General features: G+C 62.5%; 27 protein-coding genes. 19 read left to right on the plus strand and 8 right to left on the minus strand.

Going from position 1 to position 26,394, the window contains the following annotated elements; genetic code table 11:
- The first annotated feature begins 38 nt into the window (after positions 1-38).
- From K3174_RS05170 to K3174_RS05195, 6 genes are all read left to right on the plus strand, one after another.
- Entirely contained in the window at positions 39-1,424 is a 1,386-nt protein-coding gene (locus K3174_RS05170) for an L-serine ammonia-lyase (RefSeq protein ID WP_221556326.1), read from the plus strand.
- A gap of 107 nt (positions 1,425-1,531) precedes the next feature.
- The gene (locus K3174_RS05175) at positions 1,532-3,088 is read left to right on the plus strand and encodes a class I adenylate-forming enzyme family protein (protein WP_221556328.1); all 1,557 of its coding nucleotides are present in this window, start codon (positions 1,532-1,534) and stop codon (positions 3,086-3,088) included.
- A 116-nt stretch (positions 3,089-3,204) separates the two neighbouring features.
- Positions 3,205-3,669, plus strand: coding sequence for a hypothetical protein (locus tag K3174_RS05180; RefSeq protein ID WP_221556330.1), 465 nt, complete (start codon positions 3,205-3,207; stop codon positions 3,667-3,669).
- Between the two features lie 379 nt (positions 3,670-4,048).
- Positions 4,049-5,623, plus strand: coding sequence for a glutamine-hydrolyzing GMP synthase (gene guaA / locus K3174_RS05185; protein ID WP_221556332.1), 1,575 nt, complete (start codon positions 4,049-4,051; stop codon positions 5,621-5,623).
- A 1-nt stretch (position 5,624) separates the two neighbouring features.
- Positions 5,625-6,329 (plus strand): endonuclease III domain-containing protein, encoded by a 705-nt coding sequence (locus K3174_RS05190; protein WP_221556334.1) that lies wholly within the window; start codon positions 5,625-5,627, stop codon positions 6,327-6,329.
- A 37-nt stretch (positions 6,330-6,366) separates the two neighbouring features.
- Positions 6,367-7,677 (plus strand): NRAMP family divalent metal transporter, encoded by a 1,311-nt coding sequence (locus tag K3174_RS05195; RefSeq protein ID WP_221556336.1) that lies wholly within the window; start codon positions 6,367-6,369, stop codon positions 7,675-7,677.
- 16 nt (positions 7,678-7,693) lie between these two features.
- Here K3174_RS05195 and K3174_RS05200 read toward each other — a convergent pair whose 3' ends face one another.
- The 3 genes from K3174_RS05200 to K3174_RS05210 form a co-directional block, all read right to left on the minus strand.
- The gene (locus K3174_RS05200) at positions 7,694-8,104 is read right to left on the minus strand and encodes a hypothetical protein (protein ID WP_221556338.1); all 411 of its coding nucleotides are present in this window, start codon (positions 8,102-8,104) and stop codon (positions 7,694-7,696) included.
- A 57-nt stretch (positions 8,105-8,161) separates the two neighbouring features.
- Complete coding sequence (gene tldD / locus K3174_RS05205) at positions 8,162-9,583, minus strand: metalloprotease TldD (protein WP_221556340.1); 1,422 nt, start codon at positions 9,581-9,583, stop codon at positions 8,162-8,164.
- A gap of 98 nt (positions 9,584-9,681) precedes the next feature.
- The gene (locus K3174_RS05210) at positions 9,682-9,942 is read right to left on the minus strand and encodes a zinc-finger domain-containing protein (RefSeq protein ID WP_221556342.1); all 261 of its coding nucleotides are present in this window, start codon (positions 9,940-9,942) and stop codon (positions 9,682-9,684) included.
- Between the two features lie 84 nt (positions 9,943-10,026).
- On the opposite strand from K3174_RS05210, the gene K3174_RS05215 reads away from it, so the two are divergent.
- Positions 10,027-10,965: an ABC transporter ATP-binding protein gene (locus K3174_RS05215; RefSeq protein WP_221556344.1), complete on the plus strand. Its 939-nt coding sequence runs from the start codon at positions 10,027-10,029 to the stop codon at positions 10,963-10,965.
- Between the two features lie 14 nt (positions 10,966-10,979).
- On the opposite strand, the gene K3174_RS05220 is transcribed toward K3174_RS05215, so the two are convergent.
- Positions 10,980-11,126 (minus strand): hypothetical protein, encoded by a 147-nt coding sequence (locus K3174_RS05220; RefSeq protein ID WP_221556346.1) that lies wholly within the window; start codon positions 11,124-11,126, stop codon positions 10,980-10,982.
- A gap of 253 nt (positions 11,127-11,379) precedes the next feature.
- Here K3174_RS05220 and nadB point away from each other — a divergent pair, with 253 nt between their 5' ends.
- Positions 11,380-12,966 (plus strand): L-aspartate oxidase, encoded by a 1,587-nt coding sequence (nadB, locus tag K3174_RS05225; protein ID WP_221556348.1) that lies wholly within the window; start codon positions 11,380-11,382, stop codon positions 12,964-12,966.
- A gap of 7 nt (positions 12,967-12,973) precedes the next feature.
- Here the strand turns inward: nadB and K3174_RS05230 are convergent, their stop codons facing one another.
- Entirely contained in the window at positions 12,974-13,339 is a 366-nt protein-coding gene (locus K3174_RS05230) for a PilZ domain-containing protein (protein ID WP_221556350.1), read from the minus strand.
- 201 nt (positions 13,340-13,540) lie between these two features.
- Between K3174_RS05230 and K3174_RS05235 the strand changes: the two genes are divergently transcribed.
- On the plus strand, positions 13,541-14,431 hold the full coding sequence (locus K3174_RS05235) for an alpha/beta fold hydrolase (protein ID WP_345719587.1): 891 nt from the start codon (positions 13,541-13,543) through the stop codon (positions 14,429-14,431).
- On the opposite strand, the gene K3174_RS05240 is transcribed toward K3174_RS05235, so the two are convergent.
- Positions 14,428-14,676 (minus strand): hypothetical protein, encoded by a 249-nt coding sequence (locus tag K3174_RS05240; protein WP_221556351.1) that lies wholly within the window; start codon positions 14,674-14,676, stop codon positions 14,428-14,430. The genes K3174_RS05235 and K3174_RS05240 overlap by 4 nt on opposite strands.
- Positions 14,677-15,118: 442 nt before the next feature.
- On the opposite strand from K3174_RS05240, the gene K3174_RS05245 reads away from it, so the two are divergent.
- Complete coding sequence (locus K3174_RS05245; RefSeq protein ID WP_221556353.1) at positions 15,119-15,601, plus strand: energy transducer TonB family protein; 483 nt, start codon at positions 15,119-15,121, stop codon at positions 15,599-15,601.
- Between the two features lie 567 nt (positions 15,602-16,168).
- The gene (locus tag K3174_RS05250) at positions 16,169-18,199 is read left to right on the plus strand and encodes a ribonucleoside-diphosphate reductase subunit alpha (protein WP_221556616.1); all 2,031 of its coding nucleotides are present in this window, start codon (positions 16,169-16,171) and stop codon (positions 18,197-18,199) included.
- A gap of 128 nt (positions 18,200-18,327) precedes the next feature.
- On the opposite strand, the gene K3174_RS05255 is transcribed toward K3174_RS05250, so the two are convergent.
- Entirely contained in the window at positions 18,328-19,524 is a 1,197-nt protein-coding gene (locus tag K3174_RS05255) for a GGDEF domain-containing protein (protein ID WP_221556355.1), read from the minus strand.
- Positions 19,525-20,109: 585 nt separating this feature from the next.
- Between K3174_RS05255 and K3174_RS05260 the strand changes: the two genes are divergently transcribed.
- The 4 genes from K3174_RS05260 to K3174_RS05275 all read left to right on the plus strand — a co-directional run bounded on the left by K3174_RS05260 (position 20,110) and on the right by K3174_RS05275 (position 22,772).
- Entirely contained in the window at positions 20,110-21,174 is a 1,065-nt protein-coding gene (locus tag K3174_RS05260) for a ribonucleotide-diphosphate reductase subunit beta (protein WP_221556357.1), read from the plus strand.
- A gap of 144 nt (positions 21,175-21,318) precedes the next feature.
- On the plus strand, positions 21,319-21,582 hold the full coding sequence (locus K3174_RS05265; protein WP_221556359.1) for a hypothetical protein: 264 nt from the start codon (positions 21,319-21,321) through the stop codon (positions 21,580-21,582).
- Positions 21,583-21,873: 291 nt separating this feature from the next.
- A complete protein-coding gene (locus K3174_RS05270) occupies positions 21,874-22,215 on the plus strand; it encodes a DUF1294 domain-containing protein (protein WP_247711934.1) in 342 nt (113 codons plus the stop codon).
- Positions 22,216-22,313: 98 nt separating this feature from the next.
- On the plus strand, positions 22,314-22,772 hold the full coding sequence (locus K3174_RS05275) for a hypothetical protein (RefSeq protein WP_221556370.1): 459 nt from the start codon (positions 22,314-22,316) through the stop codon (positions 22,770-22,772).
- Positions 22,773-22,987: 215 nt separating this feature from the next.
- Here K3174_RS05275 and K3174_RS05280 read toward each other — a convergent pair whose 3' ends face one another.
- Positions 22,988-23,329 (minus strand): hypothetical protein, encoded by a 342-nt coding sequence (locus tag K3174_RS05280; RefSeq protein ID WP_221556372.1) that lies wholly within the window; start codon positions 23,327-23,329, stop codon positions 22,988-22,990.
- A 203-nt stretch (positions 23,330-23,532) separates the two neighbouring features.
- Between K3174_RS05280 and argB the strand changes: the two genes are divergently transcribed.
- From argB to K3174_RS05300, 4 genes are all read left to right on the plus strand, one after another.
- Positions 23,533-24,429 (plus strand): acetylglutamate kinase, encoded by an 897-nt coding sequence (argB, locus tag K3174_RS05285; RefSeq protein WP_221556389.1) that lies wholly within the window; start codon positions 23,533-23,535, stop codon positions 24,427-24,429.
- Positions 24,430-24,509: 80 nt separating this feature from the next.
- Positions 24,510-24,800 carry a YggT family protein gene (locus K3174_RS05290; protein ID WP_221556391.1) on the plus strand — a complete coding sequence of 97 codons (291 nt, stop codon included), beginning with the start codon at positions 24,510-24,512 and terminating at the stop codon, positions 24,798-24,800.
- The gene (gene folD / locus K3174_RS05295) at positions 24,800-25,696 is read left to right on the plus strand and encodes a bifunctional methylenetetrahydrofolate dehydrogenase/methenyltetrahydrofolate cyclohydrolase FolD (protein ID WP_221556393.1); all 897 of its coding nucleotides are present in this window, start codon (positions 24,800-24,802) and stop codon (positions 25,694-25,696) included. The genes K3174_RS05290 and folD overlap by 1 nt, the downstream gene beginning before the upstream one ends.
- The gene (locus K3174_RS05300; protein WP_221556395.1) at positions 25,693-26,394 is read left to right on the plus strand and encodes a Cif family virulence factor; all 702 of its coding nucleotides are present in this window, start codon (positions 25,693-25,695) and stop codon (positions 26,392-26,394) included. Before folD ends, K3174_RS05300 begins: the two co-directional genes overlap by 4 nt.

The raw sequence follows: 26,394 nt of genomic DNA on the forward strand, positions 1-26,394 counted from the left end.
CGGTTGATTTCGGGAGGCGAAAAGCCCATCCGGCGTTCATGCTTTCGGTACTCGACATCTTCCGGATCGGAATCGGACCTTCTTCTTCGCATACGGTAGGTCCGATGCGGATCGCGCGTTCTTTTGTGCGGTCGCTGAGGAGTTCCGGGAAACTGGACAGGACGGCACGCGTCGCGGTGGAGTTGCAAGGCTCGCTGGCGCTGACCGGGATCGGCCATGGTACTCTAGATGCGAGCATTCTCGGGCTGATGGGTTTCGCGCCCGACGCCACCTGCCCCGACGACGCGGCTGCGGCGCTTCGTCGGGTCGGCACGGAGAAGCGGCTCAAGCTCGGCGGCGAGCGGGAGATCGCCTTCGATCCCGCGGCTGACATCGATCTGGCCGGGCATATCATCCCCGAGTTGCACCCCAATGGAATGAAGCTGACAGCGTTCGATGCCGCTGGCGAGAGACTCTCCGGGAGGACCTACTACTCCACCGGCGGCGGGTTCGTGGCATCTGCGGCGCAGTTAAAGCGCAAACCAGCGGGCGACAGAATCAACACGGGCACCCTGGTCGCGCACGATTTCGGTTCGGCAGCGGAACTGCTGGCCGCCTGCGAAACGACAGAGCTCTCCATTGCCGGCCTCGTTCTCGCCAATGAAGACGCGTTCCGCCCGCGCGAAAAAACGCTCGAAGGCATCGACCGAATTGCCAGAGCGATGGACCAATGCATCGATCGCGGCCTGACGCAACGCGGCATATTGCCTGGCGGGTTGAAGGTTGTACGACGTGCGCCCGATCTGTGGGATAAGCTGTCGGCCAACCCGCAATCCAATGAACGCGAGCAATTGTTCGACTGGCTCAATTGCTACGCGATGGCGGTGAACGAGGAAAATGCCGCCGGAGGTCGGGTGGTTACCGCGCCGACCAATGGGGCGGCGGGCATCATTCCAGCGGTCATCCGGTTCTATTGCGTTTCGCACGAAGAGACGCCCTGCACGGACAGGCGCCGTACCTTCCTGCTGACGGCGGGCGCGATTGGCCTGCTCTACAAGCAACGCGCCAGCATCTCGGGTGCGGAGATGGGTTGTCAGGGCGAGGTCGGCGTTGCCTGCTCCATGGCGGCGGGGGGCCTCGCTGCATTGTGGGGTGCGTCGCCGGTGCAAGTGGCCTCTGCAGCGGAGATCGGCATGGAGCACAATCTTGGCCTGACCTGCGATCCGGTTGGCGGGCTGGTCCAGGTGCCCTGCATCGAGCGCAACGCAATCGGCGCGGTCAAGGCAGTCAACGCCGCGCGTCTGGCGCTTCACCGGACGGGCGCGGAAAGCCTCGTCTCTCTCGACCAGGTGATCGAGACGATGCGCCAGACCGGGCTCGATATGAGCAACAAATACAAGGAAACCAGCCAGGGCGGGCTGGCGGTCAATGTGATCGAATGCTGATGCGATCTGTCGTCGCGCGGGCGATGGCGCTACGCATTATCTGGATCTTTTCGCGTCGCAGCGGCTGGGTGGCTGGACAGGCGCGCGGCCTGCGATAGTGTGCGCCGATGGGAGATACGCAGATCGTCGCTAAACTGTCCGAACCTTTCGGCAGCTTTCCGCAAATCATCGCGGAAAATGCAGCCGCGCAGAGCAACAGGTTCGCCATGCGAGACGATGCGAGCGAGGTCACCTGGGCCGAACTGGGCGATCTGGTCGAGCGGATTGCCGCGCGATTGGTCGAAGATGGGCTGGAGCGGGGGCAGTCGGTCGCGATCCTTGGATATTCTTCTATCCCTTATGCACTGGTGTTTCTAGCTGCGGTGCGGGCAGGCGGGGTCGCTGCGCCGCTGACGACCAGTGCCAGCGCAGAGCAACTGGCAGGTATGGCGAGTGACTCGGGCGCCAGGCATATCTTCATCGATCGCGCGAAACTCGTCGAGCTGGGCGATGAATGCTTTCCGGGCATGGCGCGCATTTTGCTGGACGAGGAGTTGGATCGCTGGATGGCGCCGCATGGCACCAAGGCACCGGCGTTCGATCCGCAGCCGAGCGATCCCTTCAACATCATCTATTCGAGCGGCACGACGGGAGTGCCCAAGGGCATCGTCCATTCTCACCAGATGCGTTGGCGGCAATTCGCTGCGACCGCATCGAGCTGGCTCGAAGCCGGGCTGCCGGTGCGCACGCTCGCCTCGACGCCGCTATATTCGAACACCACCATGGTCGCCTTCCTGCCGCCCCTGCTCGCGGGCGGAACGGTCCGCGTCATGCGCAAGTTCGACGTTCTGCGCTGGCTGGAATCAGCGCAACAAGATCGAACGACCGCGACGATGCTTGTTCCGGTGCAATACAGCCGCCTGATGCAAGAGCCGCGCTTCGACGAGTTCGACCTGTCCGCGCTGCAGCTTAAATATTGCACCTCTGCCCCTTTTTCGGCGGATCTGAAGCGTGAGGTACTCGATCGCATGCCCGGTGCCCTGATCGAAATCTATTCGATGACCGAAGGCGGGGTCGTCTGCCTGCTGGAGGCGCACAAGTTTCCCGACAAGCTGCACACTGTCGGTCGCCCTGCGCCGGGTAGCGAACTGAAAGTGCTCGACGACGAGGACAAGCCGGTTGCCGCCGGCGAGGCAGGCAACCTTATCGGCCGAAGCCAGACGATGATGCTCGGTTACAAGAACCAGCCTGGCAAGACGCAGGAAGGCTATTGGACCGACCCCGAAACCGGCGATGTATGGCAGCGCATGGGCGATATCGGACGCATCGATGCCGAAGGCTTCGTCGAGCTGGTCGGCCGAGCCAAAGACATGATCATATCGGGTGGGTTCAACATCTACCCTGTCGATCTTGAGAACGCTCTGCTCGAGCAAGGTGATGTGCTGGAGGCTGCGGTGATCGGTGTGCCGTCGCGCAGATGGGGAGAGACTCCGGTGGGCTTCGTGCGATTGGGCGAGGGTGCGCGTGCCACTGAAACGATCCGTCAGGAGGTTAATGCCAGGTTGGGCAAGACCCAGCGGCTGACGCAATTGCATATGATCGAAGAAATGCCACGCAGCCACATCGGCAAACTTTTGAAGACGGAACTACGTGAGGAGGCTGGCCGGCGAGGACTGCCGGAATAGGCGCTCCGTTCGTCGTGTGGAGCAAGCACAACATCTCCCTGAAGGTGTACGCCTGGAACCGTGTAGTGACAGGGCGCTTTAAGGGGTTCAGACAAACCAGGACGAGATTTGATCCGATGACAATCAGACCCACTTTTTTCGCTCTCGCGGCGACCATAATCCTCGTCGCATGTAGCGAGCAGGAACCGCGGAACGACGCCAACGGCGACCAGGCGATAGCCGCTCCGGAAGCAGCAGGGCCCACCGAAACGAGCCTCGCAACCGGAGAAAGCATGGCAATCGATGCGGCGAGCAGTCCGCCGCTCGGCAAAACGGAAAGGCAGGCAAGTTGGTCCGAAGACCCGGATTGGAGCAATCGGTATTCGCCCGACGTAACCTATTACAACCGCACCGCGGTCGCCCTTCCGATCTATTCGGAGCCCGACAAGAACACGGCGCGCGTACTCGGGCGACACGAACCTGGTTCGGCCGGTACGATAGTCTCCTGTGCCAAGGGGATCGATTGGTGCAAACTGGACTTCGCCGGAGCAGATCCGACCGGATGGGTCGAGATGGATACGATGACCGGCGAGGCCAGCTAAGCCCAGCACGTTCGAGACGCGGCGCCAACTTCTTGGGGGGAGGGAGAGGAATGTCGGCGGCCGCGTCTCTACTCGCTGCCATATCGCCTCACCTGTGCGGTCGGCTCGTGGCCGGCGGCTACTGGCAAGGAAGGCCAGAAACGCGGTTGCTTGGGGTGCCGTCGCTTCTGTATCTTGTCCGGGAAAGGATCTTCAGGGATCGCTACCCGGCTGCAGAATTAGTTATAATCTTTCGCGCTTGCGAACGAAAGTGATAAAACCTCGAAAGTCGTTGCGATTCATGCAACTCATGGCTGTGGCCCGGATTCGGGGCGGGCATGATGGTTCCCGGTCATGCATTGGCTGGACAGGAACGCCACGCTGCTCCTAACGGGTCGCCATGCAGCCAGAGCATCTCCCCGATTCCATCCTCATCGTCGATTTCGGCAGCCAGGTCACGCAGCTCATCGCACGCCGCGTGCGCGAAGCCGGGGTCTATTCCGAAATTGCGCCGTTCACTCAGGCGGAGGAAGCCTTCCATCGCTTGCAGCCCAAGGGGATCATCCTGTCCGGCTCACCCGCGAGTGTGTGCGACGAAGGCAGCCCCCGGGCGCCGCAGGTTCTGTTCGACAGCGGTCTGTCCGTCCTCGGCATTTGCTACGGCCAACAGGTGATGAGCGCGCAGCTTGGCGGTGAAGTTCGCCCCGGACACGAGACCGGCGAGGGCGGCGAATTCGGCCGCGCCTATCTGACCGTGACCGAGGATTGCGCGCTGTTCGACGGGCTGTGGAAGACGGGCGAGCGTCATCAGGTCTGGATGAGCCACGGCGACAAGGTTACCAAATTCGCGCCGGGCTTCAGTATCGTCGCGACGTCCGACGGTGCGCCGTTCGCCGTCATCGCCGACGAAGAGCGCAAATATTACGGTACCCAGTTCCATCCCGAGGTGGTTCACACCCCCGATGGCGGAAAGCTGCTCGCCAATTTCGTGCGTCATGTCTGTGGTCTCGCGGGCGACTGGACGATGGCCGAGTTCCGCAAGACCAAGATCGAGGAAATTCGCGCGCAGGTGGGTGACGGCAAGGTCATCTGCGGCCTGTCCGGCGGGGTCGATAGCGCGGTCGCCGCGGTGCTCATTCACGAGGCGATCGGAGATCAGCTGACGTGCGTGTTCGTCGATCACGGCCTGATGCGCATGAACGAGGCCGAGCAGGTCGTCTCACTGTTCCGCGACCACTACAATATCCCGCTGGTCCATGTGAATGCGGAGGAAAAGTTTCTCGGTGGCTTGGCCGGCCAGACCGATCCCGAGAAGAAGCGCAAGTTCATCGGCGGGGCCTTTATCGACCTGTTCGAAGCCGAAGCCATGAAGATCGGCGGAGCCGATTTCCTCGCGCAGGGCACGCTGTATCCAGACGTCATCGAAAGCGTCAGCTTTACCGGTGGGCCGAGCGTCACGATCAAGAGCCACCACAATGTCGGTGGCCTGCCCGAGCGGATGAACATGAAGCTGGTTGAGCCACTGCGCGAACTGTTCAAGGACGAGGTCCGCGAACTGGGCCGCGAACTCGGCTTGCCGGAGATATTCGTTGGACGTCACCCCTTCCCCGGCCCCGGCCTTGCGATCCGTATTCCCGGCGAGGTAACGAAGGAGCGCTGCGATATTCTGCGCAAGGCCGATGCGATCTACCTCGAGGAGATTCGCAACGCAGGGCTGTACGATGCGATCTGGCAGGCCTTCGCGGTGCTACTCCCGGTCAAGACCGTGGGTGTGATGGGCGACGGCCGCACTTATGACAGCGTGTGCGGCTTGCGCGCGGTGACCAGCACCGATGGCATGACCGCCGACATCTATCCCTTCGACAGCGCCTTCCTCAGCCGCGTGGCGACCCGCATCATCAACGAAGTGCAGGGCATCAACCGCGTGGTTTACGACTACACCTCCAAGCCGCCAGGTACGATCGAGTGGGAGTGATTTGGAACTCCCGCTAGGTCCCGATCCACGCACCGAGGTTCTGCGGCGACTGCAGGCATTGCTGGTCCAGCGCTTCGGACGGATCGAACGTGCCGCTGCGGAGTGGCGCGAGCCTGAATGGGTGCTGGTGCAGGGCGTGATCGGGGCGCGCACGAAATCCGAGATATCGAATGCAGCGACCGACAGGCTGCTGAAGCGCTGGGGAAGCTGGGAAGCGGTGGCAGGGGCACCGTTCGATGAACTGCAGAACGAGCTTGCAACGCAGACTTACCCCAACATCGCGGCGGAGCGGCTGAAGGCGAGCCTCTCCGCTTTGATCGAACTGCGCGGTTCGGTGGATCTTTCGCACCTTGCGGAAATGGAAACGGCTGCGGCGATGGACTGGCTAGAGCTACTCCCCGGCATCGGGCGCAAGATTGCTGCGGGAGTGATGAATGCCAGCACGCTCGACCGCCGCGCGATCGTGCTCGACAGTCATCATCGGCGCATTCTCCAGCGTATGGGTATGGTTCCCACGAAGGCCAGCACCGCGCGCGCTTTCGACGCGATCATGCCGGTCATGCCGGACGAATGGTCCGGTGCCGATTACGACGAACATCATTTGCTGATGAAGAAGCTCGGCCAGACTTGGTGCCGCCCGTCAGCGCCCGATTGCGGGGCCTGCCCGGCGCAGGCATTGTGCGAAACCGGCTCCAAGCGCGACTGATTGAAGCGCGCGCGTGCTTGCGCCACAAGGGGCGATAATGAAGCGCATTGGCTCGATCCTGTTGTGGTCCGCAATAGCTGCGGCGTTTATTGGGCCGGGCACCGTCACGGCAGCGGCCAGCGCGGGCGCGAGTACCGGTCCGGCCTTGCTGTGGGCCATCCTGTTTTCCGGTATCGCCACCTTCACTCTTCAGGAATTTGCCGGGCGACTGGCAGTTGCAACCGGCGATGATCTCGCGAGTGTGCTGCGCGGTCGCTATCCGACCGGCTTTGCCCGCATCGCGACCATGCTGCTGGTCGGCGGGGCGATTCTGCTGGGCTGTGCGGCCTATGAAGCGGGCAATATTCTCGGCGGCGCTGCGGGAGCGATGCTGGCAGTGGATCTCCCGCGGGAGACGGTGACTCCCGTTTTGGCGCTGGCCGCGGCGGCGCTCCTGTACTCTGGCTCTCCGCAAGGCGTCGCAAGACTGATGGCGGTCTTCGTGGCGCTGATGGGCGCGGGCTTTCTGCTGGTCGCGGTTTCGCTGACGCCCGCTGTGGGGCCGCTGCTGGCAGGGCTTGTTCCCATGCCGGGATTTGCGGACGATCCTGCTGCGCTGCTCGCCGTACTCGCCCTCGTAGGAACCACCGTGGTGCCTTACAATCTGTTCCTCGGCGCGGCTCTGGCCCGAGGACAGCAACTGGAAGAAATGCGGCTTGGGTTGTCGGTCTCTGTCGGTCTGGGAGTGACGATAACCGCGGCGATTCTCGTGGTCGGTACGGCGATCGCGGGAGAGTTCTCGTTCGAAGCTCTCGGCGATACGCTGGCGGAACGGCTTGGGGACTGGGCTAGGGTGGCCTTCGGAGTCGGCTTGTTGGCAGCGGGTATTTCGTCCGCCGTTACCGCGCCTCTCGCTGCAGCGCTGACAGCGCGCGGGTTGTTCGGATCGGCAGAGGATCCGCTTTGGCAGGCCGGTGGCTGGCGTTTTCGCGCGGTCTGGGCGTCGGTTCTGCTGATCGGCCTCGGCTTCGGTCTCGCGGATGTCAGGCCCGCCCCGGCAATCCTCGCCGCTCAGGCCTTCAATGGGGTGTTGCTCCCTCTGGTCGCCATGTTCTTGTTGGCGGCAATGAACGACAGGGCCATTCTGGGCGACAGGGCGAATGGGACGGTCGCCAACGCTTTCGGCCTTCTGGTTGTCGGCGTCGCGACTATGCTAGGCCTCACGGCCCTTGCACGAGTGGCAAGCACCCTTTTCGGTCTCGAATTGCCCGATCCCGGTCTGATGCTGCCAGTCTTTGCCTTGCTTGGAGTGTTCGCCGGCCGCGCGATCACGCGCCGCGCCAGCGACACGTTACCAGAGACGCCCTGACCTGGCGGAGGGTGTGTCAGCCCTCGCTGTCGGTCCGCTTGTAGGGAACGAATTCGTCGAGGAAGATCACGCCGGTCAGAAAGCCGCCGGTACGGCTTACCAGGTCGATATGATCGGTCCGGCACAGGTTGGAACCGGAAAAGCGCTTGATGACCATGATCTCGTCTTCGTCGATACTGTCCGGGTTCCGCGTATAGTTGACCCAGATGGTATCGCCCGCGCGATACGTGATCGCTGTCCCATCGATCTGGTTCAGTGGTCTGCTGCCATAGGTATTGATACAGCTTTGCGGTTCGCCGGCTACACGCCCTTCGAGCAGTTTCGCGAGTTCCGTTTCACCGCGCGTCGGCTCGGTCGGCTCTTCGGCCTGCACTGGCGCGGCCAGCAAAGCGAGTGCGGCAGTGGCGAATGCAATAGGCTTGAGCATGGCGAGTCTCCTATCAGAAATGCGATAGTACACTAGAACGCCTGAATCTGCGATGAGTTATGCGGTGCCGCCCACCGTGATGCCGTCGATCAGCAGGGTTGGCTGACCTACGCCTGCCGGCACGCTCTGTCCGCCCTTGCCGCACATGCCGATGCCTTCGTCCAGCGCCATGTCATTGCCGATGCCGCGCACCTTGGTGAGCACGGTCGGTCCATCGCCGATCAGCGTCGCACCCTTGATCGGCGCCACGACCTTGCCCTTTTCGACCTTGTAGGCCTCGGTACAGGCGAAGACGAACTTGCCGGATACGATATCGACCTGTCCGCCGCCGAAACTGGTCGCGTAAATGCCATCATCCACGCGACTCAGCAGCTCTTCGGGATCGTCGCTCCCGTTTTGCATGAAGGTGTTGGTCATGCGCGGCATGGGCGCGTGTTCATAGGACTGGCGACGCCCGTTGCCGGTGGCCTCGACGCCCATCAATCGGGCATTGAGGCGATCCTGCATATAGCCCTTGAGGATGCCGTCTTCGATCAGCACGGTTTCGCGCGTCGGTGTGCCCTCGTCGTCGATGCTGAGCGAGCCGCGGCGGTTGGCGATGCTGCCGTCGTCGATCACGGTAACGCCGGGCGCGGCGACGCGTTCGCCGATCCGGCCCGAAAAGGCGCTGGTGCCCTTGCGGTTGAAATCACCTTCCAGCCCGTGGCCGACGGCTTCATGCAGCAATACGCCGGGCCACCCCGGGCCGAGCAGGACAGTTTTCTCACCGGCCGGCGCCTCGACACTATCGAGATTGACCAGTGCCTGCCGCACCGCCTCGTCGACCGCGCGCATCCAGCGGCCTTCATCGAACAGGTCGTCATAGAGGTATCTGCCGCCGAAACCGAAGCTACCCGTTTCGCGCCGGCCGTTCGCTTCGGCAACGATCTGGACATTGAGGCGGACCAGCGGGCGAATGTCGCGCGCGGTGAAACCATCGGCGCGGATGATGTCGATGGCGCTCCAGCTCGCAGACAGTCCGGCGGTCACCTGCGCAACGCGCGGATCTTTCGCCCGCGCGACCGCGTCGATCTTCTCGAGCAACGCGACTTTCTCGGCGAAGGTCACGAGGTCGAGCGGACTGGCATCGGTGTAGAGATGGCGGTTGGTCCGCTCGGGCGGTGCGGCGTGAGAGGACCGGGTCGCCTCGAGCAGCTGCAACGTTTCGCCCGCTCTGGCGATGGCCGAAGCGCTGATTTCGTTGGCGTGGGCGAAACCGGTGGTTTCGCCCGATACGCCGCGCAGGCCGAAACCCGAATCGCGGCTGTAGTCCACCGTTTTCAGGCGTCCATCATCGAAGGCGAAGCTTTCTGTCGCCATGAACTGCAGATAAAGCTCGCCATCGTCGCACGGCGCGAGCAGGCGCGCGGTCAGCGCCTTAGCTTCCTCGGGATCGAGTTGGTTGTAGAGAAGGGCGTGCGGGTCTGTCTCTGGCGTCATACCACCCTATCTAGGTATTCCGTCGGGCCAGCGAAAGCCGGGACATGCCGGAATTGGTACCAGGCCGATAGCGACTGCGGCTCTCGCCCGGCAGCCTGTTACGGGTGCCCCGGGTCGCCGCCCTCGGAGATATCCATCAGCTGCGACTGATCCACACCGTCGGCAGGGCCGCCGATCAGGACGAAGCGCCGGTCGCAATAACCGCAATCGACATAGCCGTGATGGTCTATCTCGAGATAGACCTTGGGGTGGCCAAGCGCCGCGGGCTTGTAGTTCTTGCCCGTGCGGATGTCGGTTGCACCGTCGCACCACACGCTGCGAGTGTCGACTTTGGATATTTCGGGAGGAGGCAGGCTCATGATCAGCGCCGATAATATGTGCTTTGCGCCTGCGCAAGGATTCGCCGCTTGTGGCTCACCCGTACTGCACCTAGGTCACGCGGCATGACCACGCCCGCCGCCATCCGTATCGACAATCTCGTCAAGGAATATGCCTCGCCCGGTCCGGGCGAACCGCCAAAGCTCGCACTCAAGGGTGTCAGCTTCGATGTACCCCAGGGCGGTATTTTCGGCCTGCTGGGCCCCAACGGCGCGGGCAAGTCGACTCTCATCAACATACTTGCGGGACTGGTGCGCAAGACGGGCGGCAGTGCGGAAATCTGGGGTTTCGACATCGGCGACAACCCGCGCAATGCCAAACGTTCGATCGGGATCGTGCCGCAGGAGATCGTTTTCGACCCGTTCTTCACTCCCTTCGAAGTGCTGGAGAACCAGGCTGGCTTCTACGGCATCCCGAAAGCCGAACGGCGTAGCGAGGAGCTGCTCAAGGCAGTCCATCTATGGGACAAGCGCGATGCCTATGCCCGTACGCTGTCGGGCGGAATGAAGCGCCGTCTGCTGATCGCCAAGGCAATGGTGCATTCGCCGCCGGTTCTGGTTCTGGACGAACCGACTGCCGGCGTCGACGTCGAGTTGCGTCGCCAACTCTGGGAACTGGTCACCGAACTGAACGATCAGGGCGTGACGGTGGTGCTGACCACGCACTACCTCGAGGAAGCGGAGCAATTATGCGATCGGATTGCCATCATCAATCATGGCGAGCTGATTGCCGACAAGCCGACCCGCGATCTCGTCGGCATGGCGCGGGAGAAGATCGTCTCGGTCACGGTGGACAAGGACCTCGGCGGACCGATCATGGAAGAGGCATTTACCAGGGCGGAGGTCATCGAGCCGCGCCGGCTGGAAATCACCTACGACCGCGACAAGGCTAGCGCGGGTCAGGTGCTCGCCATCGTTCAGAGCCATGGCTATGCGATAGAGGACGTGACCACGCGCGAGGCGGATCTGGAGGATGTGTTCGTCCAGTTGACGGGAGCGGGGTGAACCCTCCGGCTCGGCTACATGAAGGCGCGGGGCCCCAGACCGGCATCCTTGACCCGCTGCAGGCCCCAGTGATGCGGCTCGATTTCTTCCATCGGTGCCTTGCAATTGCGGCAGCGCCCGACCTGTTGTCCCGCCGCGCGCTTTACATTCGTGCGATCCACGCTGTGCTTCCCGACAGCGCAGGCGATACGTCCCAATCCCATTAGCGACCCTCTGCGTTCCGTGTTGAATGCCCCCGCTGGATTCGCGCATTAATGCGACAGCAGTTTGACGTTAACCCCGCTGCGCCGAATCGTTGCTGGTGTGCCGCGAGTTCTGGATCCGGGGCAGTCGGTGAGTGGGAATGATTCGCCGATCGTTTTGGCCAAACCTGTTTTTCTTGCCGGCCGCATCGTGGACAGCCATGACGCGCGCATGACAAACACTTCCCACGACGTCCTCGTCATCGGTTCCGGGGCGGCCGGCCTTACCGCTGCTCTAGCGCTGGCCCAGACCAAGAAAGTGCTGGTGCTCGCCAAAGGACGGCTGGACAGCGGCTCGACGGCCTGGGCGCAGGGTGGGATTGCGGCGGTGCTCGACACCGGAGACACGTTCGAGAACCACATTCGCGATACGATGATTGCCGGTGCGGGCCTCAACGATCGGGAAACGGTGGAATTCGTGATCGAGCGCGCGCCTTCTTCGATCGACAGGCTGTGCGAACTGGGCGTGCCATTCAATCGCGAAGAGGGCGACCTTCATCTCACCCGGGAAGGGGGGCATTCGCATCGCCGGATCGTCCATGTGAACGACGCGACCGGCTGGGCTGTCCAGGCCGCCTTGCTCAAGGCCGCGGAAGAGAACCCGAACATCACCCTGCTGCCGGGGCAGAGTTGCATCGATCTCGTTACCGGCCGCAATCAGGCCGACTATTCGGGTTCGGGCCGCGTTTGGGGGGCCTATGCGCTGGACGAGGCAAGCGGCAAGGTGGTGGCACATGTCGCCCGCGCAACGGTGTTGGCAGCAGGCGGTGCCGGCCGCGTTTACCTGTTCAGTACCGCGCCTCGGGGCGCGACGGGCGACGGGATCGCGATGGCGTGGCGCGCGGGCGCACGCGTCTCCAATATGGAGATGATGCAGTTCCACCCGACCTGCCTGTACAATCTCGAGGTCAAGAATTTCCTGATTACCGAAGCGTTGCGCGGCGAGGGCGGTCATCTGATCAATCCCCGCACTGGCAAGCGCTACATGGAATTCTACGATCCGGAACGGATGGAACTGGCACCGCGCGACATCGTAGCGCGAGCCAACGATTCCGAGATCAAGCGGTTCGGCCTCGACTACGTCCATCTCGACATCAGTCACCAGCCACCCGAATTCGTGAGATCCCATTTCCCCACGATCCACGAAAAGCTTCTCGGGCTCGGGATAGACATTACGACAGACCCGATCCCCGTGGTCCCGGCGCAGCACTACACCTGTGGCGGTATAAAGATCGGGCTCGACGCCAGAACCGATCTGCCGGGGCTATGGGCGGCCGGAGAATGCACCGAAAGCGGTCTGCATGGGGCCAATCGACTCGCTTCGAACAGCTTGCTGGAATGCTTCGTCTTCGGCGAGGCGGCGGCCAGGGACATACTCGAATGCTGGGACCGGCTCGACGATCCGCCGGACATCCTGCCGTGGGACGAAAGCCGCGTGACCGATTCCGACGAAGAGGTCGTGATCAAGCAGAACTGGACAGAAATCCGCCGCTTCATGTGGAATTATGTCGGCATCGTGCGCACCACCAAGCGTTTGGAGCGCGCCGCTCACCGTATTCGTCTACTACGCGAGGAGGTTGAGGATTACTACGGTCACTTCCGGGTGACTACCGATCTCATCGAGCTCAGGAACCTGCTCGCATGCGCCGACCTGATCGTGCGAAGTGCGCTGAAGCGGCACGAAAGCCGCGGGCTGCATTACACGCTCGACTATCCGAAAACCGATGGGACCAGTCACGATACGGTTCTCGTGCCCTAGAGAGAAACTAGTCGGTGAGCCCGGGATCCGGCCGCATCGGTGGAAGCCCTCTGCCGAACCGGTCACTCGGTCCCTCGTCATGCGTATACTTGATGGTGTTCAGGAGGAAATACTTGACGGTGGCCTCGCCCAGCTTGCGGTGAAAGCGGACACCGATCTCGTCGCCATCGACCCATGCGATCTCGCCCGAAACGGCGACGCCTTCGAGCAAAGTGACGGTAACCGCGTTGCCGGTCGCCGGATGCGCGCCGCCACCGGAAATCATGCAGCCGTCGCGCGACAGGTTCAGCATTCTGCCCCGCATTGCCGTTTCATCGACAGAGAACAGCACTTCGTCGTTGGTCTTGGCGCGCTCGCTCTTACGCTTTTCCATCCCTATGCCCCCAAAGGATCGGATCTCTATACCACAAACCACCATGAAAATTGCTAACTCGTATTGTAGCGAAGCGACAACGGCGCACAACTTTGGTTAATGGGCGGTGGAAAACCCCGCGATCCGCTGGGAGGCTACGCAATGGACAATTCCGCGCAAATCGGGTGAAGTTCCGGCAGTTTGGAACGGGGGGATCGTCAAGTGCCTAAGGTTACCGCGAACGGGATCGAAATCCATTACGAGGAACATGGCGACAAGGCAGGCCCGGCGATGCTGCTGATAATGGGTTTCGCCGCGCAGCTTACCCTGTGGCCGGACGAACTGGTCGAAGCGCTCGTGGATCGCGGCTTCAGGGTGATCCGTTACGACAATCGCGATATCGGCCTCAGCCACAAATTCGACGGTATCAAGGCTCCCGGCCTGATCAAGATGACCCTGTTGTCAAAGATCGGCCTCACACCGAAAGTACCCTATACGCTTGCCGACATGGCCGATGACGGGGCCGGCCTGCTCGACGCGCTCGGGATCGACAAGGCGCATATCGTCGGCGCCAGCATGGGCGGCATGATCGCCCAGCACTTCGCCTCGCGCCACGCCGGGAAATGCCTTTCGCTGACCTCCGTTTTCTCGACGACAGGCAATCCCAAACTGCCACCCGCCCGGCCCGAAGCGATGAAGGCCCTGATTACGAGGCCGGCCAGCACGGATGAGGAAATCTTGGTCGAACACGGGATGATGCTCGCGCGCACGATCGGCTCGCCCGGCTATCCGGCCGAGGAGGTGCGTTTGCGCGAGCGAACCCGCGCGGGCGTTCGCCGCAGCTTCTATCCCGAAGGCCCGACCCGGCACCTTTCGGCGATTGTGGCCGATGGCGACCGGCGCAAGATGCTGAAAGACATCGCGGTGCCCACGCTCGTGCTGCATGGCGAGGACGATCCGCTGGTCCCCTGCGAGGGCGGTAGAGATACGGCAGCCTGTATTCCCGGGGCGAAGCTGAAGACCATACCCGGCTGGGGGCATGACCTGCCGCTGGAACTGGTCGACGACATCGCCGATGCCATTGCTGCGCATGCCAGGGCGAGCGTCGACTAGTCTTCCTCGTTCTCGGGAGCAGCCAGTTCCTTCCGCCGGCTTTCGATCTTCGGCCGCAGGAAACCCCACCAGCCTGCATTGGCCGCGACGGAGGCCCAAAAGAAGCCGTCCTTAACCGCCTGCGGCATATCGGGCAGGGCGACGAAGCGCGCATAGACAGCCGTGCTGGCCCAGAACCACAATGCCGCACAGATGGTGATCGCGCGCTGGTGACGGTCGAGCAATTCGATGAAGCGGTCGAGCATCGTCTGGTTCCCCTCACGCCGTCTAGAACGTCGATGCGTGACCGGGCAAGCCGTCCACCCAGCCCAATTGATCGACCAATGACATCTGTCGTTCGACGGCGGGACGAACGGAAAATTACCGGTGGCGCCCTCCAGACGTGAGTCGCTTTCGCGCTGCTATTTGTTTGTTGCTCGTTGCCGGAATTACCAAACAGCTATTCCATCCATTATCTCTCCCCGGTCTCATGAAATTGCACGGCGGGTCGTTTGGCGGTCTCTGGCTGGCCGGTTTGACATGGTGTGGCCGGTGCGTACCGTGCTGGGCAGGACTTTCGGCAACCGCAGACGCCAACGGGTCCCGATCGACCAACGATCGTGAATCAAGGGATTGCCGCCCGCCCGAGCGGGATGTGCGTCACGAAACTGCGGCCGATCATCTTTTTGAGTTGGAAAGGATGATCCGATGAAGACCCCCTATATTTTCCTTGCCGGCACTCTGCTGGCGTTCTCGGCTCCCGCGGCATCGCAAGACATCTTCGTCTCGGCGGAGGCAGCCGCCGTGGAGGCGGTATCGCGCGATCTCGACCGCAAACTTGCTGCAGCCTACACGCCACGCACCCAGCCGCTTGGCGAGGGCGTGGCAATCGTGCGTTTCGAGCGCGGAGCGGACGGCTTGCCCATAAATGTCGAAATCTATCGCAAGTCGGGCAATTTCGGCGTCGACCGGCTGGCGCGCCATGCCGTGTCCCGGCTTGGTCGCAACGCCCCTCTCCCGCATACCGGCATCCCCGGGCAGAGCTACCAGGCCAACATCATCGTTGCGAACAGCATGAAATCGCATGCCGAACTGGCCGCCCAACTGGCCAAGCTGGAAGTGAAGCGCCTCGCCGATCCCGGTGAGCGCGCCGTTCTTGCCTTCACCCCGGCACCCCGCAAGGAAAGCTAGGCCCGAGCCGCCCGGCCAGGTTCTTCGGCGTTGTCGCGTCCCCGCGCTGCGGGCGGGTGTGCGGCAGCGCCGGAGTCGCGTCTGGTAGCCTGCGGACAGGCATTTTCGATTCCAAAATTGCGTGCGTGGATTCGAATGAATCTCAAGCCGGCACGATGATTTTTGCCCGCATGTTTTTTTTTCACGGATTCATTTTCGGGCTTGCGTCTCCGCTAAGTCCAGCTTGATCCACGCGTCGCGGCGTTTGACCGGGATAGGACACCCGGCCTACCAGCCCTGATCGAACATTAAAAACTCATTTACGGTCTTGCGCCGGAGTCCCGCCTGATTCACTATCTAGTGGTCGGGATACCGGGGGTACCCACAAGACCTAGCTATCTGCAGCGTGCTCCCCATATGGGAGAGGACCTGCTTTTGCGCCGGGCCTGTGGGAACAAGGGGGATAAGTTTTCGCCCCGGAGCGGCATAAAATTGCTAGGCGGGGGACGGTCCCGCCGACTCGAACACAAGCGGAACGTGCGCATCCCGGAAGGGAGCGTGCGCAGCACTCAAACGGCGGGGCAGATGATGGATTTCAAGAGCGGGGACGATACGGCGATGGCATTGGATCTGGATACGCAGGACACCGTCGACGAGCCCATAAAGAAGAAGAAAGCAGTCGCCATGGACAAGTCTGACAAGGGCAGCGAAGCGCTGGTCCAGGAAGCGGCCGGCGAAGTGCTGGCGGGCGCAGTGGCGACTGCCGCGGCGGAAGCAGCCAAGGCCGGCAAGGACGATAGCAAGAAGGTGCTCGATCGCCGCTTCGACGTGCGGATCGACGAGAGCCGCGATGCCCTGCTGACCGAATTCGGCAAGGAAACACTGACCGATCGCTATCTTCTTCCGGGCGAACAATATCAGGATCTGTTCGCCCGCGTCGCCGACTATTTCGCCGACGACCAGGAGCACGCGCAGCGGCTTTACGACTATATCTCGAACCTCTGGTTCATGCCGGCCACGCCCGTGCTGTCGAATGGCGGCACCACGCGCGGCCTGCCGATCAGTTGCTACCTCAACTCGGTCAGCGACAGTCTCGACGGGATCGTCAACACCTGGAACGAGAACGTCTGGCTCGCATCCAAGGGCGGCGGCATCGGCACCTACTGGGGCAATGTTCGCGGCATCGGCGAACCGGTCGGCCTGAACGGCAAGACCAGCGGCATCATTCCCTTCGTGCGCGTGATGGACAGCCTGACGCTCGCGATCAGTCAGGGTTCGCTACGGCGCGGTTCGGCCGCCTGCTATATCGACATCACCCATCCGGAGATCGAGGAATTCCTCGAAATCCGCAAACCCTCGGGCGATTTCAACCGCAAGGCGCTGAACCTGCACCACGGCGTGCTGGTGACCGATGCCTTCATGGAAGCGGTGCGCAATGGCGAGGAATTCGACCTCGTTTCCCCGCGCGACGGTTCAGTCCGCAAGACGGTCGATGCGCGCAGCCTCTTCCAGAAGCTGGTCGAAACCCGTCTCGCCACGGGCGAGCCCTATATCGTCTTCTCCGACACGGTGAACCGGATGATGCCCAAGCATCACCGCGAACTCGGCCTCAAGGTCTCGACCTCGAATCTGTGCGCCGAAATCACCCTGCCGACCGGGATCGACCACCTCGGCAACGATCGCACCGCAGTATGTTGCCTGTCCTCGCTCAACCTGGAAAAGTGGGACGAGTGGAACGGCGACAAGCAGTTCATCGAGGACGTCATGCGCTTCCTCGATAATGTGCTGCAGGACTATATCGACCGCGCGCCCGACGAGATGGCCCGCGCCAAATATTCTGCCATGCGCGAACGCAGCGTCGGCATGGGCGTGATGGGCTTCCACTCCTTCCTGCAGAGCAAGGGTATCGGCTTCGAAAGCCCGATGGCCAAGGTGTGGAACCTCAAGATGTTCAAGCACATCAGCGGCAAGGCGGAGGAAGCCTCGCTCGTGCTCGCCCAGGAACGCGGTGCCTGCCCCGACGCGGAAGAAACCGGCGCCATGGAACGCTTCAGCTGCAAGATGGCGATCGCGCCGACCGCCTCGATCAGCATCATCTGTGGCGGCACCAGCGCCTGCATCGAACCCATCCCGGCCAATATCTACACGCACAAGACGCTGTCGGGCTCGTTCATCGTCAAGAACCCGTATCTGGAAAAGATTCTCGACAAGAAGAGCAAGAATTCGACCAATATCTGGAACTCGATTCTCGAGCGGGGCGGCAGCGTCCAGCATCTCGATTTCCTGACGCCGGAAGAAAAGGCCGCGTTCAAGACCAGCTTCGAAATCGACCAGCGCTGGCTGCTAGAATTCGCTGCCGACCGTGCGCCCTATATCGACCAGGCGCAGTCGCTGAACCTGTTCATCCCGGCCGATGTCGACAAGTGGGACCTGATGATGCTGCACTTCCAGGCATGGGAGAAGGGCATCAAGTCGCTCTATTACCTGCGGTCCAAGAGCGTGCAGCGCGCCGGTTTTGCGGGCGGGGTGGAAGCCGACAACACCGCCGATGCCGCCAAATACGAACTGGCCGCCGGCGGCGAGCAGACCGATTACGAGGAATGCCTCGCCTGCCAGTAGCCGCGTTATAGTCCAGTTCTGCCAGATCGAGGCCGCCTTCCATCGGGACTGGCGGCATCGAACTTATGCTGGCTGTTCGCCCAAGTTTGCCATTTAGCCCGCTTGCGGCGGCGGCCGAGAAGCGGGCATTAAGCGGCCACCGAACAGCGGTTTCGCCCCTCCGCCTTGGCGCGGTAGAGTGCGCTGTCGGCGCGCGACAGCATCTCTTCCAGCACGGGCGTATCCGGCCCTTGATGCAGGGCAATGCCGATGCTGGCGGTGCAGGTCGCGGTGGAGGCGCCAGCATTGTGCTCTATCTCGATCCGTTCGATGGCGATGCGCAGGTCTTCCGCGATCGCGTGCGCCTGGGCCGCATCGTCGGCATTCAGCAGGATGACAAATTCCTCCCCGCCGAAGCGCGCGGCCAGCCCGCCATGACGGTTGGCGGTGTGCCGCATCACTTCCGCCACGGCGCGGAGGCAGGAATCGCCCGCCTGGTGGCCCCAGCGATCGTTGAAAGCCTTGAAATGATCCAGGTCCAGCATGAACAGCGCGGTATCTCCCCGCCCCGCGGTTGCCGTTTTCGCGTAGTGTTCGGCAAACACGGTCTTGGTCCGGCGACGATTGGCGAGGCCGGTCAGCGGATCTTCCATCGACAGTTCGATGAGGCGGGCATTGCTGCCTTCGAGCGTGGCGGCTCTGCTCCCCGCCTCGATCGTAAGCAGCAGGTTGCGTCGTTCGAGCCAGTGGACGCGGTGGGCGATGGCGGTTGCCGTTCCCGCGGCGAGAATCATGATCGCGATGAACGCGTTGGACTGGATGACATCGCCGCGGTTCATGAGGAAGAACGAGCCGATCACGCTGAGATAGAGCAGGACGAAGCCGATCAGCGCCCATCCCCGGAAAGGGAGAACGGGGAGCGCCAGCGCCAGCAGCGTTACAACGCCCAGGGCCAGCATCGCGTCGGAGGGCGAGGGCACGAACAGGCTGGCAAAGGCCATGCTGAATGCAAACCCCGTCAGCGAAAACGCGATCAAGAGCTTCTGCAGCCACAGCATCTGGCGCGGCAGCAGCAGCGCGACGGACGCCAGCGGCACGACGAGCCCGAGCCTTACCGCCGCGATTTCCCCCAGATGACCGGGTGCGACCAGCAGATCTGTAATCAGCGAGAGTACCGCAACGGGGAGGGTGAGGAGCAGGACGAAGCGTCCCTCGCGATGATGCGTTTCCGCGAGAGCCTGCTCGACTGTATTGCGCAGCTCTTTGTCCCACGCCGAAACCGGGTGGTTGCCGACAAGCGCGGCATGCGCCGCTCTGGCGAGGTCGAAATCTTGCGCCGGGTCCATTCGTGGGCGCGTACTTACTCGAATACCGCCGCCGTGCAATGACTTACGTCGATTTCGGAGCCATTAAGAATGCGCAAGCCCCGCACCCGAAATGTCGGTGCGGGGCTGATTAAATCCGCACGGAGTTCGGGCTGCTGTGGTGGTCAAGCGCTTTCTGTCGCAGCCTTGGTGCCGAGATCTTCGGGAATCCGCGTGCCTTCCTTCAGATAGATGCGATTGTGTTCAATCTTGTCGACATCGTTCAACGAGAGGAAGTGATGGCTTTCGTCCCGCCTGTCCGGCTCTGAATCATTGGCGCCCCACCCCTCGCAGAAAGGGCAGGGCGCCTGGGGTTGCGGACATCGCCCGCAAAAGGGGAAACCGAACGATGTCGTTGTCCCCGCGATTGTCCTGCCGACCGGTGGCTCCGGCAACAGGACCGTCTTTTATCGAAACCGGTCTCCAGCCCGCGGGTTCCTGCGGTTCGTCGCATATTTACCGCAATTTCTGCCGGTCTTATCCCCGCCGAATCGATACCTCTTGCCTTCGAATCCGCGCTCTGATTCACTATATGAGTCGTTCACGCGAAAACCGGAGATCCACAAGATGTCGTTGCTCGAAGCCCGCAAGACCTACAAGCCCTTCGAGTACCCTTGGGCCTACGAGTTCTGGAAGCGTCAGCAGCAGGTCCACTGGCTGCCCGAAGAAGTGCCGCTGGGCGAGGATTGCCGCGACTGGGCGCAGAAGCTGTCCGAGCATGAGCGCAACCTGCTCACGCAGATCTTCCGCTTCTTCACCCAGGCCGATGTCGAGGTGCAGGATTGCTATCACGATAAATATGGCCGCGTGTTCAAGCCGACCGAGATCAAGATGATGCTGACCGCCTTCAGCAACATGGAAACGGTCCACATCGCCGCTTATTCGCACCTGCTCGACACCATCGGCATGCCCGAAAGCGAATACGGCATGTTCCTCGAATACGAGGAAATGAAGGACAAGCACGACTATCTGCAGGAATTCGGCGTAGACAGCGATGAGGATATCGCCCGCACGCTGGCCATGTTCGGTGGCTTTACCGAAGGGCTGCAGCTCTTCGCCAGCTTCGCCATGCTGATGAACTTTCCGCGCTTCAACAAGATGAAGGGCATGGGCCAGATCGTCAGCTGGTCGGTCCGCGACGAAAGCCTGCATTGCGAAGGCATCACCCGCCTGTTCCACGAATTCGTGCGGGAGCGCGATTGCCTGACCAAATCGGTCAAGGAAGACATCATGGACATGTGCCAGAAAACGGTGCGGCTGGAAGATGCCTTCATCGACCTCGCCTTCGAAGATGGTCCTGTGCCGGGCATGACCGCCAAGGAGATCAAGCGCTACATCCGCTATATCGCCGACTGGCGGCTGGGCCAGTTGGGCCTCCAGCCGATCTATATGATCGACGATCACCCGCTCCCCTGGCTCGCCCCGCTGCTGAACGGGGTGGAGCACGCCAACTTCTTCGAAACCCGCGCCACCGAATATTCGAAGGGCGCGACCCGCGGCAACTGGAACGACGTGTGGTCGAGCTTCGACAAGCGCAAGAAAGCCAAGGCCGCGAACGAGGAAGAGGCCGAGGATGACGGCCCGGGCCTGTTCGGGGACGATGCGGACAGCGGGAGCGTGGCGGCGGAGTAGCGCTGAATTTTCTCGCCAAGCATGGCTTGAACGGACTTTTCGAGAGCGCTCTCCAATAAGCAGTCGTAACGGCCTAGTTTCGGAACCCCCGCCTGCGGTATGCATTTACCGAAGCAACCCCAAACTAAGCTGCTGGAGTTCGCCATGCGTTTCCGACCCCGTTCGCTTGTTGCCGCCATCGCTTTGCCGATCGCGATCTGCGCCTGTAGCAGCGATGCGCCCGAGCCAGCCGAAGAACCCGAACTGGGCGACACTGGCTCCGACATCACCGGGCCGGAAATTGAGGAAGCGGTTCCTGGCGTCGAAGCTGCCGCCCCCGAGGGCGAAACGCCGAATACGGCAGGTTTCGAAGATGGCGAGAATGCCGAATACGCCGAACCGGACGATCCCGAGGAAGAGCGTCCGTAGCAACTGAAGTGCCCGTGCAACGGATCTTGTCCGTTGTCGCCCGGTTTCCACAATGTCTGACAAAGCTCGCGGTCATAAAGCGGCGCAGAGCACGACGATCATTGCCCACCCTGCGATGATCAACGTCCTTTCTGCCTTGGAAAATCTCGCTTCCCTCCCTCTTTCGACAGGCTGAGTCCGAGCGCAAAGACCGTCCGTCCACGCGCCGATGGCGGAAAACACCAATCGCTCCGCCGCGACTCGGTTTAGGCAGGACATTGCTTGCGAAGGGAGGATTCGGCGGTGTCTGGAATGCAGTCGCTCGGGCTTGCGATAAGCTATCTGATCGCGATCAATCTCGCGACGTTGCTGGTCCTCGGCCTCGACAAGATCCTGGCCGCGAAGGGCGGCTGGCGGGTTCCGGAAGCGGTGCTGGTCCTGTTCGTGATCTTCGGCGGTATCGGCGGCGCGGTGGCGGGCCGCACGCTGTTCCGTCACAGGACGCGGCGCTCCTCCTTCACGGCCCGGCTATGGACCGGCGCGGTCATTAGCCTGTGCTGCGTTGGCTCGCTGGCGGCCATGTCGACGTCGCTCGTCCCGCCCCATCCAGAGGAAGAACCGCGATCCGCCGTAGCACTGGCGCAGGCGCGCTAGTCAGCCGGAAACCGGGTGGGGGCACGCCCTCGCGCGTCCGGGGAACTGCCTCCCAAATCCATTTTCCTACAACGCTGAAACCTGCTCCACCCTGCCGGATGAAGCAGTATCCTCCCCCGCCACCCCGCGCTTTGCCGGTCACCCGGCGGCGTATCCCCGCATTCCATCCCGTGCCTCTCAGCCCGCGCAGCGATGGCTGGACGCATGAACGCCAGGCGCAGTTCATCGGCTGTCTTGCCGAATCGCGCTCGGTCCTGGCCGCGTGCCGCCGGATTTCGATGGGCCGTGAAAGCGCCTATCGCCTGCGCAAGCGGCCCGGCGCAGCGGGCTTTGCCGCGGCGTGGGATGCGGCGCTGGGCAAGCGGCACAAGCCGGTCGACCTGTCCTCCGCCAAGTCCACAGGGCTCGATGCCGCGACACGTTACCACTCCGGCCTGTTGCAGGTGGTGATGGATGCCGGGCGTTTCGTCGCAATCCGGCGGAAAGCCGATCATTCCGCGCATCTCCAGCATCTCGCGCAGCTCGACCGCGCCTGCGCCAAGATCGGCTGGAGCTGAGGGAAAGTCACAGTTTCTAAAATCCGATCGAGCGGTCCGCGAAAGGCCACAGATGAGGGCGCGTCTGCTGGCTGCGGACAATCGTCGACCTTGTCGGTTCGCCGGGCGGGATCGGACATGCAAAAGGGGCGGCGGGATGGACCCGCCGCCCCCGGTGCGGCCGTAAGGCAGGGCTAGGAGGGGATCACCTGCCCCGGCCGATCGAGGTCGGGACTTCAGCCCTCGGGCTCGTCGACCTCGGCTTCGGTTTCGACGTCCGCATCGGCGTCCGGAGTGTCGACTTCGGCGCTGGCTTCGGCCTCAGTTTCGGTGTCGGTCGTGTCATCGGCCATGTCGGTAGTGGTTTCGACCGTTTCTTCGCTTTCCGTCATGGTGCTGTCGGGCGTGTCGGCCATGCTGTCGATCGCCTCTTCGGTCGTGCCGGTCGGCGGCACGGTTTCGACGGTGGCACCCGTGGTCGCGTCGACGGCGCCATTGGCGGGCTCGGTGACCTGAGCGGTGGCGGCAGTGGCGCCGGTGGTGACGAGAAGGGCAGCAGCAATCGCAGTAAGTTTCATGATTTCAGACCTTAATAACATTCCTCAAGAACTCCGATACGAACGGCCCGAAAGCTGGCTCCCGTAAATGCGCCGGATGGTTCTTCCTGTTTGTCGGGACGAGCGCGTTCATCTGCCGTTTATCCCGCGTTCATCTGATCGGCGAGTTTCCTTGCGGGCGTATTCCTTTGCCTCGCGCGCGCCGCGCGGCTAATCGCGTCGCGATGACCGACGCACCCGATATCCACGCCAAGGCCGAAACGCTGATCGAGGCGCTGCCCTATTTCCAGCGCTATGCGGGCCGGAGCTTCGTGGTGAAATATGGCGGCAACGCCATGGGTGACGAACGCGCTGCGCGCGAGTTTGCCGAGGATGTCGTGCTGCTGAAGGCCGTGGGCATCAATCCGGTAGTCGTCCATGGCGGCGGCCCGCAGATCGGCGCCATGCTCGAAAAGCTGGGCGTGGAGACGACCTTCGTCGACGGCCTGCGCGTCACCGACAAGCAGACCGCCGATGTCGCGGAAATGGTCCTGTCGGGCGCGATCAACAAGGCGATCGTCGGCTCGATCGCTCGCGCGGGCGGCAAGGCCATCGGCATTTCAGGCAAGGATGGCGGCCTCGTCACGGCGACCAAGCTGCAGCGCACGCAGAAGGACCCCGACAGCAATATCGAGAAGGCACTCGATCTGGGCTTCGTCGGAGAGCCGTCGCGGATCGACACCACCATCATCGAGACGGTGACCGGTGCGGGCATGATCCCGGTCGTCGCGCCGATCGGCGTGGGCGAAGACGGGCATACCTACAACATCAATGCCGACACCATGGCCGGCGCGCTCGCCGCCGCACTGGGTGCGGCCCGCCTGTTGCTGCTGACCGACGTGTCGGGCGTGCTCGACAAGCAGGGCAATCTCCTCACCGACCTGACCCCGGCCGACATCTGGCGACTGCGCGATGACGGGACGATCTCGGGCGGGATGATCCCCAAGCTCGAAACATGCGTGCAGGCGGTGGAATCGGGCTGCGAAGCGGCTGTCGTGCTCGACGGCCGCGTGCCGCATGCGATGCTGCTCGAATTCTTCACCGCGCGCGGGGCGGGTACGCTGGTAGCGAAAGGTCGGTAACCTGTCGGTCGGGGGTGGCGCGGGGCGTGTTGCGCTTGTAGGACGCATCCTAAGACCAAAGCCAAGGGAACGCTCCGACAATGCAGGCGCTCAGCACCGTTTACCAGATCATCTCCATGCTCACCAATGTGCTGGTGATGCTGATCATCATCCAGTTCATCATCGGGCTGCTGTTCGCCTTCAACGTCGTGAACCGGTCGAACGAGTTTCTCTCCAGCTTCTATATGGCGATCAACCGGTTCCTCGAACCCGTGTTGCGGCCGATCCGCAATCTCCTGCCCAATACCGGCGCGATCGACTTTTCGCCGCTGGTGCTGATCATTCTGCTCAACATCGTTCTCATCGTCCTCGGTAATGTGATCTACAGCTGATGACGGCCGAGGCGATCGACGGGAAAGCCTTCGCCGCGAAGCTGCGCGAGCGGGTGGGTGAGCAGGCCACGCGATTCGAGAGCGAGACCGGGCGCAAGGCCGGCCTTGCCGTGGTGCTCGTCGGCGAAGATCCCGCGAGCCAGGTTTACGTGCGGAGCAAGAACAAGGCGACGCTCGCCGCCAATATGGAAAGCTTCGAGCATCGCCTGCCCGCGGATACCTCTGAAGCTGATCTGCTGGCGCTGGTCGACGGGCTCAATACCGATCCCGCAGTCGACGGTATTCTCGTACAGTTGCCCTTGCCCGACCACCTCGACGAACAGGCGGTTATCGCTGCGATTAGCCCCGACAAGGACGTCGATGGCTTCCATGTGACCAACGCCGGCAGGTTGGCCGTCGGCCAAAGCGGCTTCGTGCCATGCACTCCGCTCGGCTGCATGATGTTGCTGACCGAACGGTTGGGCGATCTCTCGGGCCTCGAGGCAGTCGTGATCGGCCGCTCGAACATCGTCGGCAAACCGATGGCGCAGCTGCTGCTCGATGCCAATGCGACCGTCACCATCGCGCACAGCCGCACGAAGGACCTGCCCGCCGTGGTCAAGCGTGCGGATATCGTGGTCGCCGCCGTGGGCCGGGCCGAAATGGTCAAGGGCGAATGGCTGAAAGACGGTGCCACGGTGATCGATGTCGGGATCAACCGCCTCCCGCCCGAGCCGGGTGCGGAGAAGGGGCGCCTTGTCGGCGATGTCGATTATGCCGACGCACAGCGCGTCGCTGCGGCAATCACCCCCGTTCCCGGCGGTGTCGGGCCGATGACGATCGCCGTGTTGCTCCGGAACACGCTGTTCGCCGCCTATCGCAATGAGGGTCTGGACCTGCCGAAGGGTGCGCTGTGAGGTTTGCGATCGCTCTGCTCGCCCTCGGCCTTGCCGCCTGCGCATCGGGGCCTGGGCCACGCGGCAATTATGCGCGCATGCTCAAGCCGACGGCAAATCCGTCCAAGGTTGTGGCCACCGAACTCGCCTTTGCCCGCGCGGCGCAGGAGGACGGGCAGTGGACCGCCTTTCGCGAATATGCCGACGAAAGCGGTGCGATGTTCGTGCCCGAGCCGGTTACTGCGCGTGACTGGCTGAAGGAGCAGGCGAACCCGCCGCAAGCGGTGCGATGGCAGCCCCACCACGTATGGTCGAGCTGCGATGGCTCGCTGGCGGTGACGCGGGGCGCATGGCAGCGTAGCGACGGATCGACCGGCTATTTCACCACCGTCTGGCAGCGGCGGCAGGATGGAGAGTATCGCTGGACGCTCGATCAGGGCGACGCTCTCGAAACACCGCTCGAAGCGCCCGAATTCGTCCGCACCGATATTGCCGAATGTCCCGAACGGGGCATGGCCGCGGACCTGCGCGCTCAAGCCGAACAATCGCGCCCTGCCGCCGGGGGAACCTATTTCGACCAGGTTAGCACCGACAGCAGCCTCTTTCTCACATTCGTCGTATCGCCCGATCTGTCGCGGCACTGGAAGCTGATGCTGCACAAGGACGGTGCGATGATCGATGCGATGTCCGGTACCGTCGCAGCGCCCGAGGCGGATTGA

This window comes from Qipengyuania qiaonensis, from assembly GCF_019711515.1.
In the GTDB taxonomy this organism is placed as follows: Bacteria; Pseudomonadota; Alphaproteobacteria; order Sphingomonadales; family Sphingomonadaceae; genus Qipengyuania; species Qipengyuania qiaonensis.

Coding starts and splice junctions, on each gene's coding strand:
- tldD (WP_221556340.1), bottom strand. CDS start 9,583: ATGACGCCAGAGACAGACCCGCACGCCCTTCTCTACAACCAACTCGAT.
- K3174_RS05265 (WP_221556359.1), top strand. CDS start 21,319: ATGCGTTTCCGACCCCGTTCGCTTGTTGCCGCCATCGCTTTGCCGATC.
- K3174_RS05240 (WP_221556351.1), bottom strand. CDS start 14,676: ATGCTCGACCGCTTCATCGAATTGCTCGACCGTCACCAGCGCGCGATC.
- K3174_RS05180 (WP_221556330.1), top strand. CDS start 3,205: ATGACAATCAGACCCACTTTTTTCGCTCTCGCGGCGACCATAATCCTC.
- K3174_RS05175 (WP_221556328.1), top strand. CDS start 1,532: ATGGGAGATACGCAGATCGTCGCTAAACTGTCCGAACCTTTCGGCAGC.
- K3174_RS05260 (WP_221556357.1), top strand. CDS start 20,110: ATGTCGTTGCTCGAAGCCCGCAAGACCTACAAGCCCTTCGAGTACCCT.
- K3174_RS05275 (WP_221556370.1), top strand. CDS start 22,314: ATGAAGCAGTATCCTCCCCCGCCACCCCGCGCTTTGCCGGTCACCCGG.
- K3174_RS05210 (WP_221556342.1), bottom strand. CDS start 9,942: ATGAGCCTGCCTCCTCCCGAAATATCCAAAGTCGACACTCGCAGCGTG.
- K3174_RS05170 (WP_221556326.1), top strand. CDS start 39: ATGCTTTCGGTACTCGACATCTTCCGGATCGGAATCGGACCTTCTTCT.
- guaA (WP_221556332.1), top strand. CDS start 4,049: ATGCAGCCAGAGCATCTCCCCGATTCCATCCTCATCGTCGATTTCGGC.
- K3174_RS05215 (WP_221556344.1), top strand. CDS start 10,027: ATGACCACGCCCGCCGCCATCCGTATCGACAATCTCGTCAAGGAATAT.
- K3174_RS05280 (WP_221556372.1), bottom strand. CDS start 23,329: ATGAAACTTACTGCGATTGCTGCTGCCCTTCTCGTCACCACCGGCGCC.
- nadB (WP_221556348.1), top strand. CDS start 11,380: ATGACAAACACTTCCCACGACGTCCTCGTCATCGGTTCCGGGGCGGCC.
- K3174_RS05270 (WP_247711934.1), top strand. CDS start 21,874: ATGCAGTCGCTCGGGCTTGCGATAAGCTATCTGATCGCGATCAATCTC.
- K3174_RS05290 (WP_221556391.1), top strand. CDS start 24,510: ATGCAGGCGCTCAGCACCGTTTACCAGATCATCTCCATGCTCACCAAT.
- K3174_RS05195 (WP_221556336.1), top strand. CDS start 6,367: ATGAAGCGCATTGGCTCGATCCTGTTGTGGTCCGCAATAGCTGCGGCG.
- K3174_RS05230 (WP_221556350.1), bottom strand. CDS start 13,339: ATGGAAAAGCGTAAGAGCGAGCGCGCCAAGACCAACGACGAAGTGCTG.
- K3174_RS05250 (WP_221556616.1), top strand. CDS start 16,169: ATGGATTTCAAGAGCGGGGACGATACGGCGATGGCATTGGATCTGGAT.
- K3174_RS05255 (WP_221556355.1), bottom strand. CDS start 19,524: ATGGACCCGGCGCAAGATTTCGACCTCGCCAGAGCGGCGCATGCCGCG.
- K3174_RS05245 (WP_221556353.1), top strand. CDS start 15,119: ATGAAGACCCCCTATATTTTCCTTGCCGGCACTCTGCTGGCGTTCTCG.
- K3174_RS05200 (WP_221556338.1), bottom strand. CDS start 8,104: ATGCTCAAGCCTATTGCATTCGCCACTGCCGCACTCGCTTTGCTGGCC.
- argB (WP_221556389.1), top strand. CDS start 23,533: ATGACCGACGCACCCGATATCCACGCCAAGGCCGAAACGCTGATCGAG.
- folD (WP_221556393.1), top strand. CDS start 24,800: ATGACGGCCGAGGCGATCGACGGGAAAGCCTTCGCCGCGAAGCTGCGC.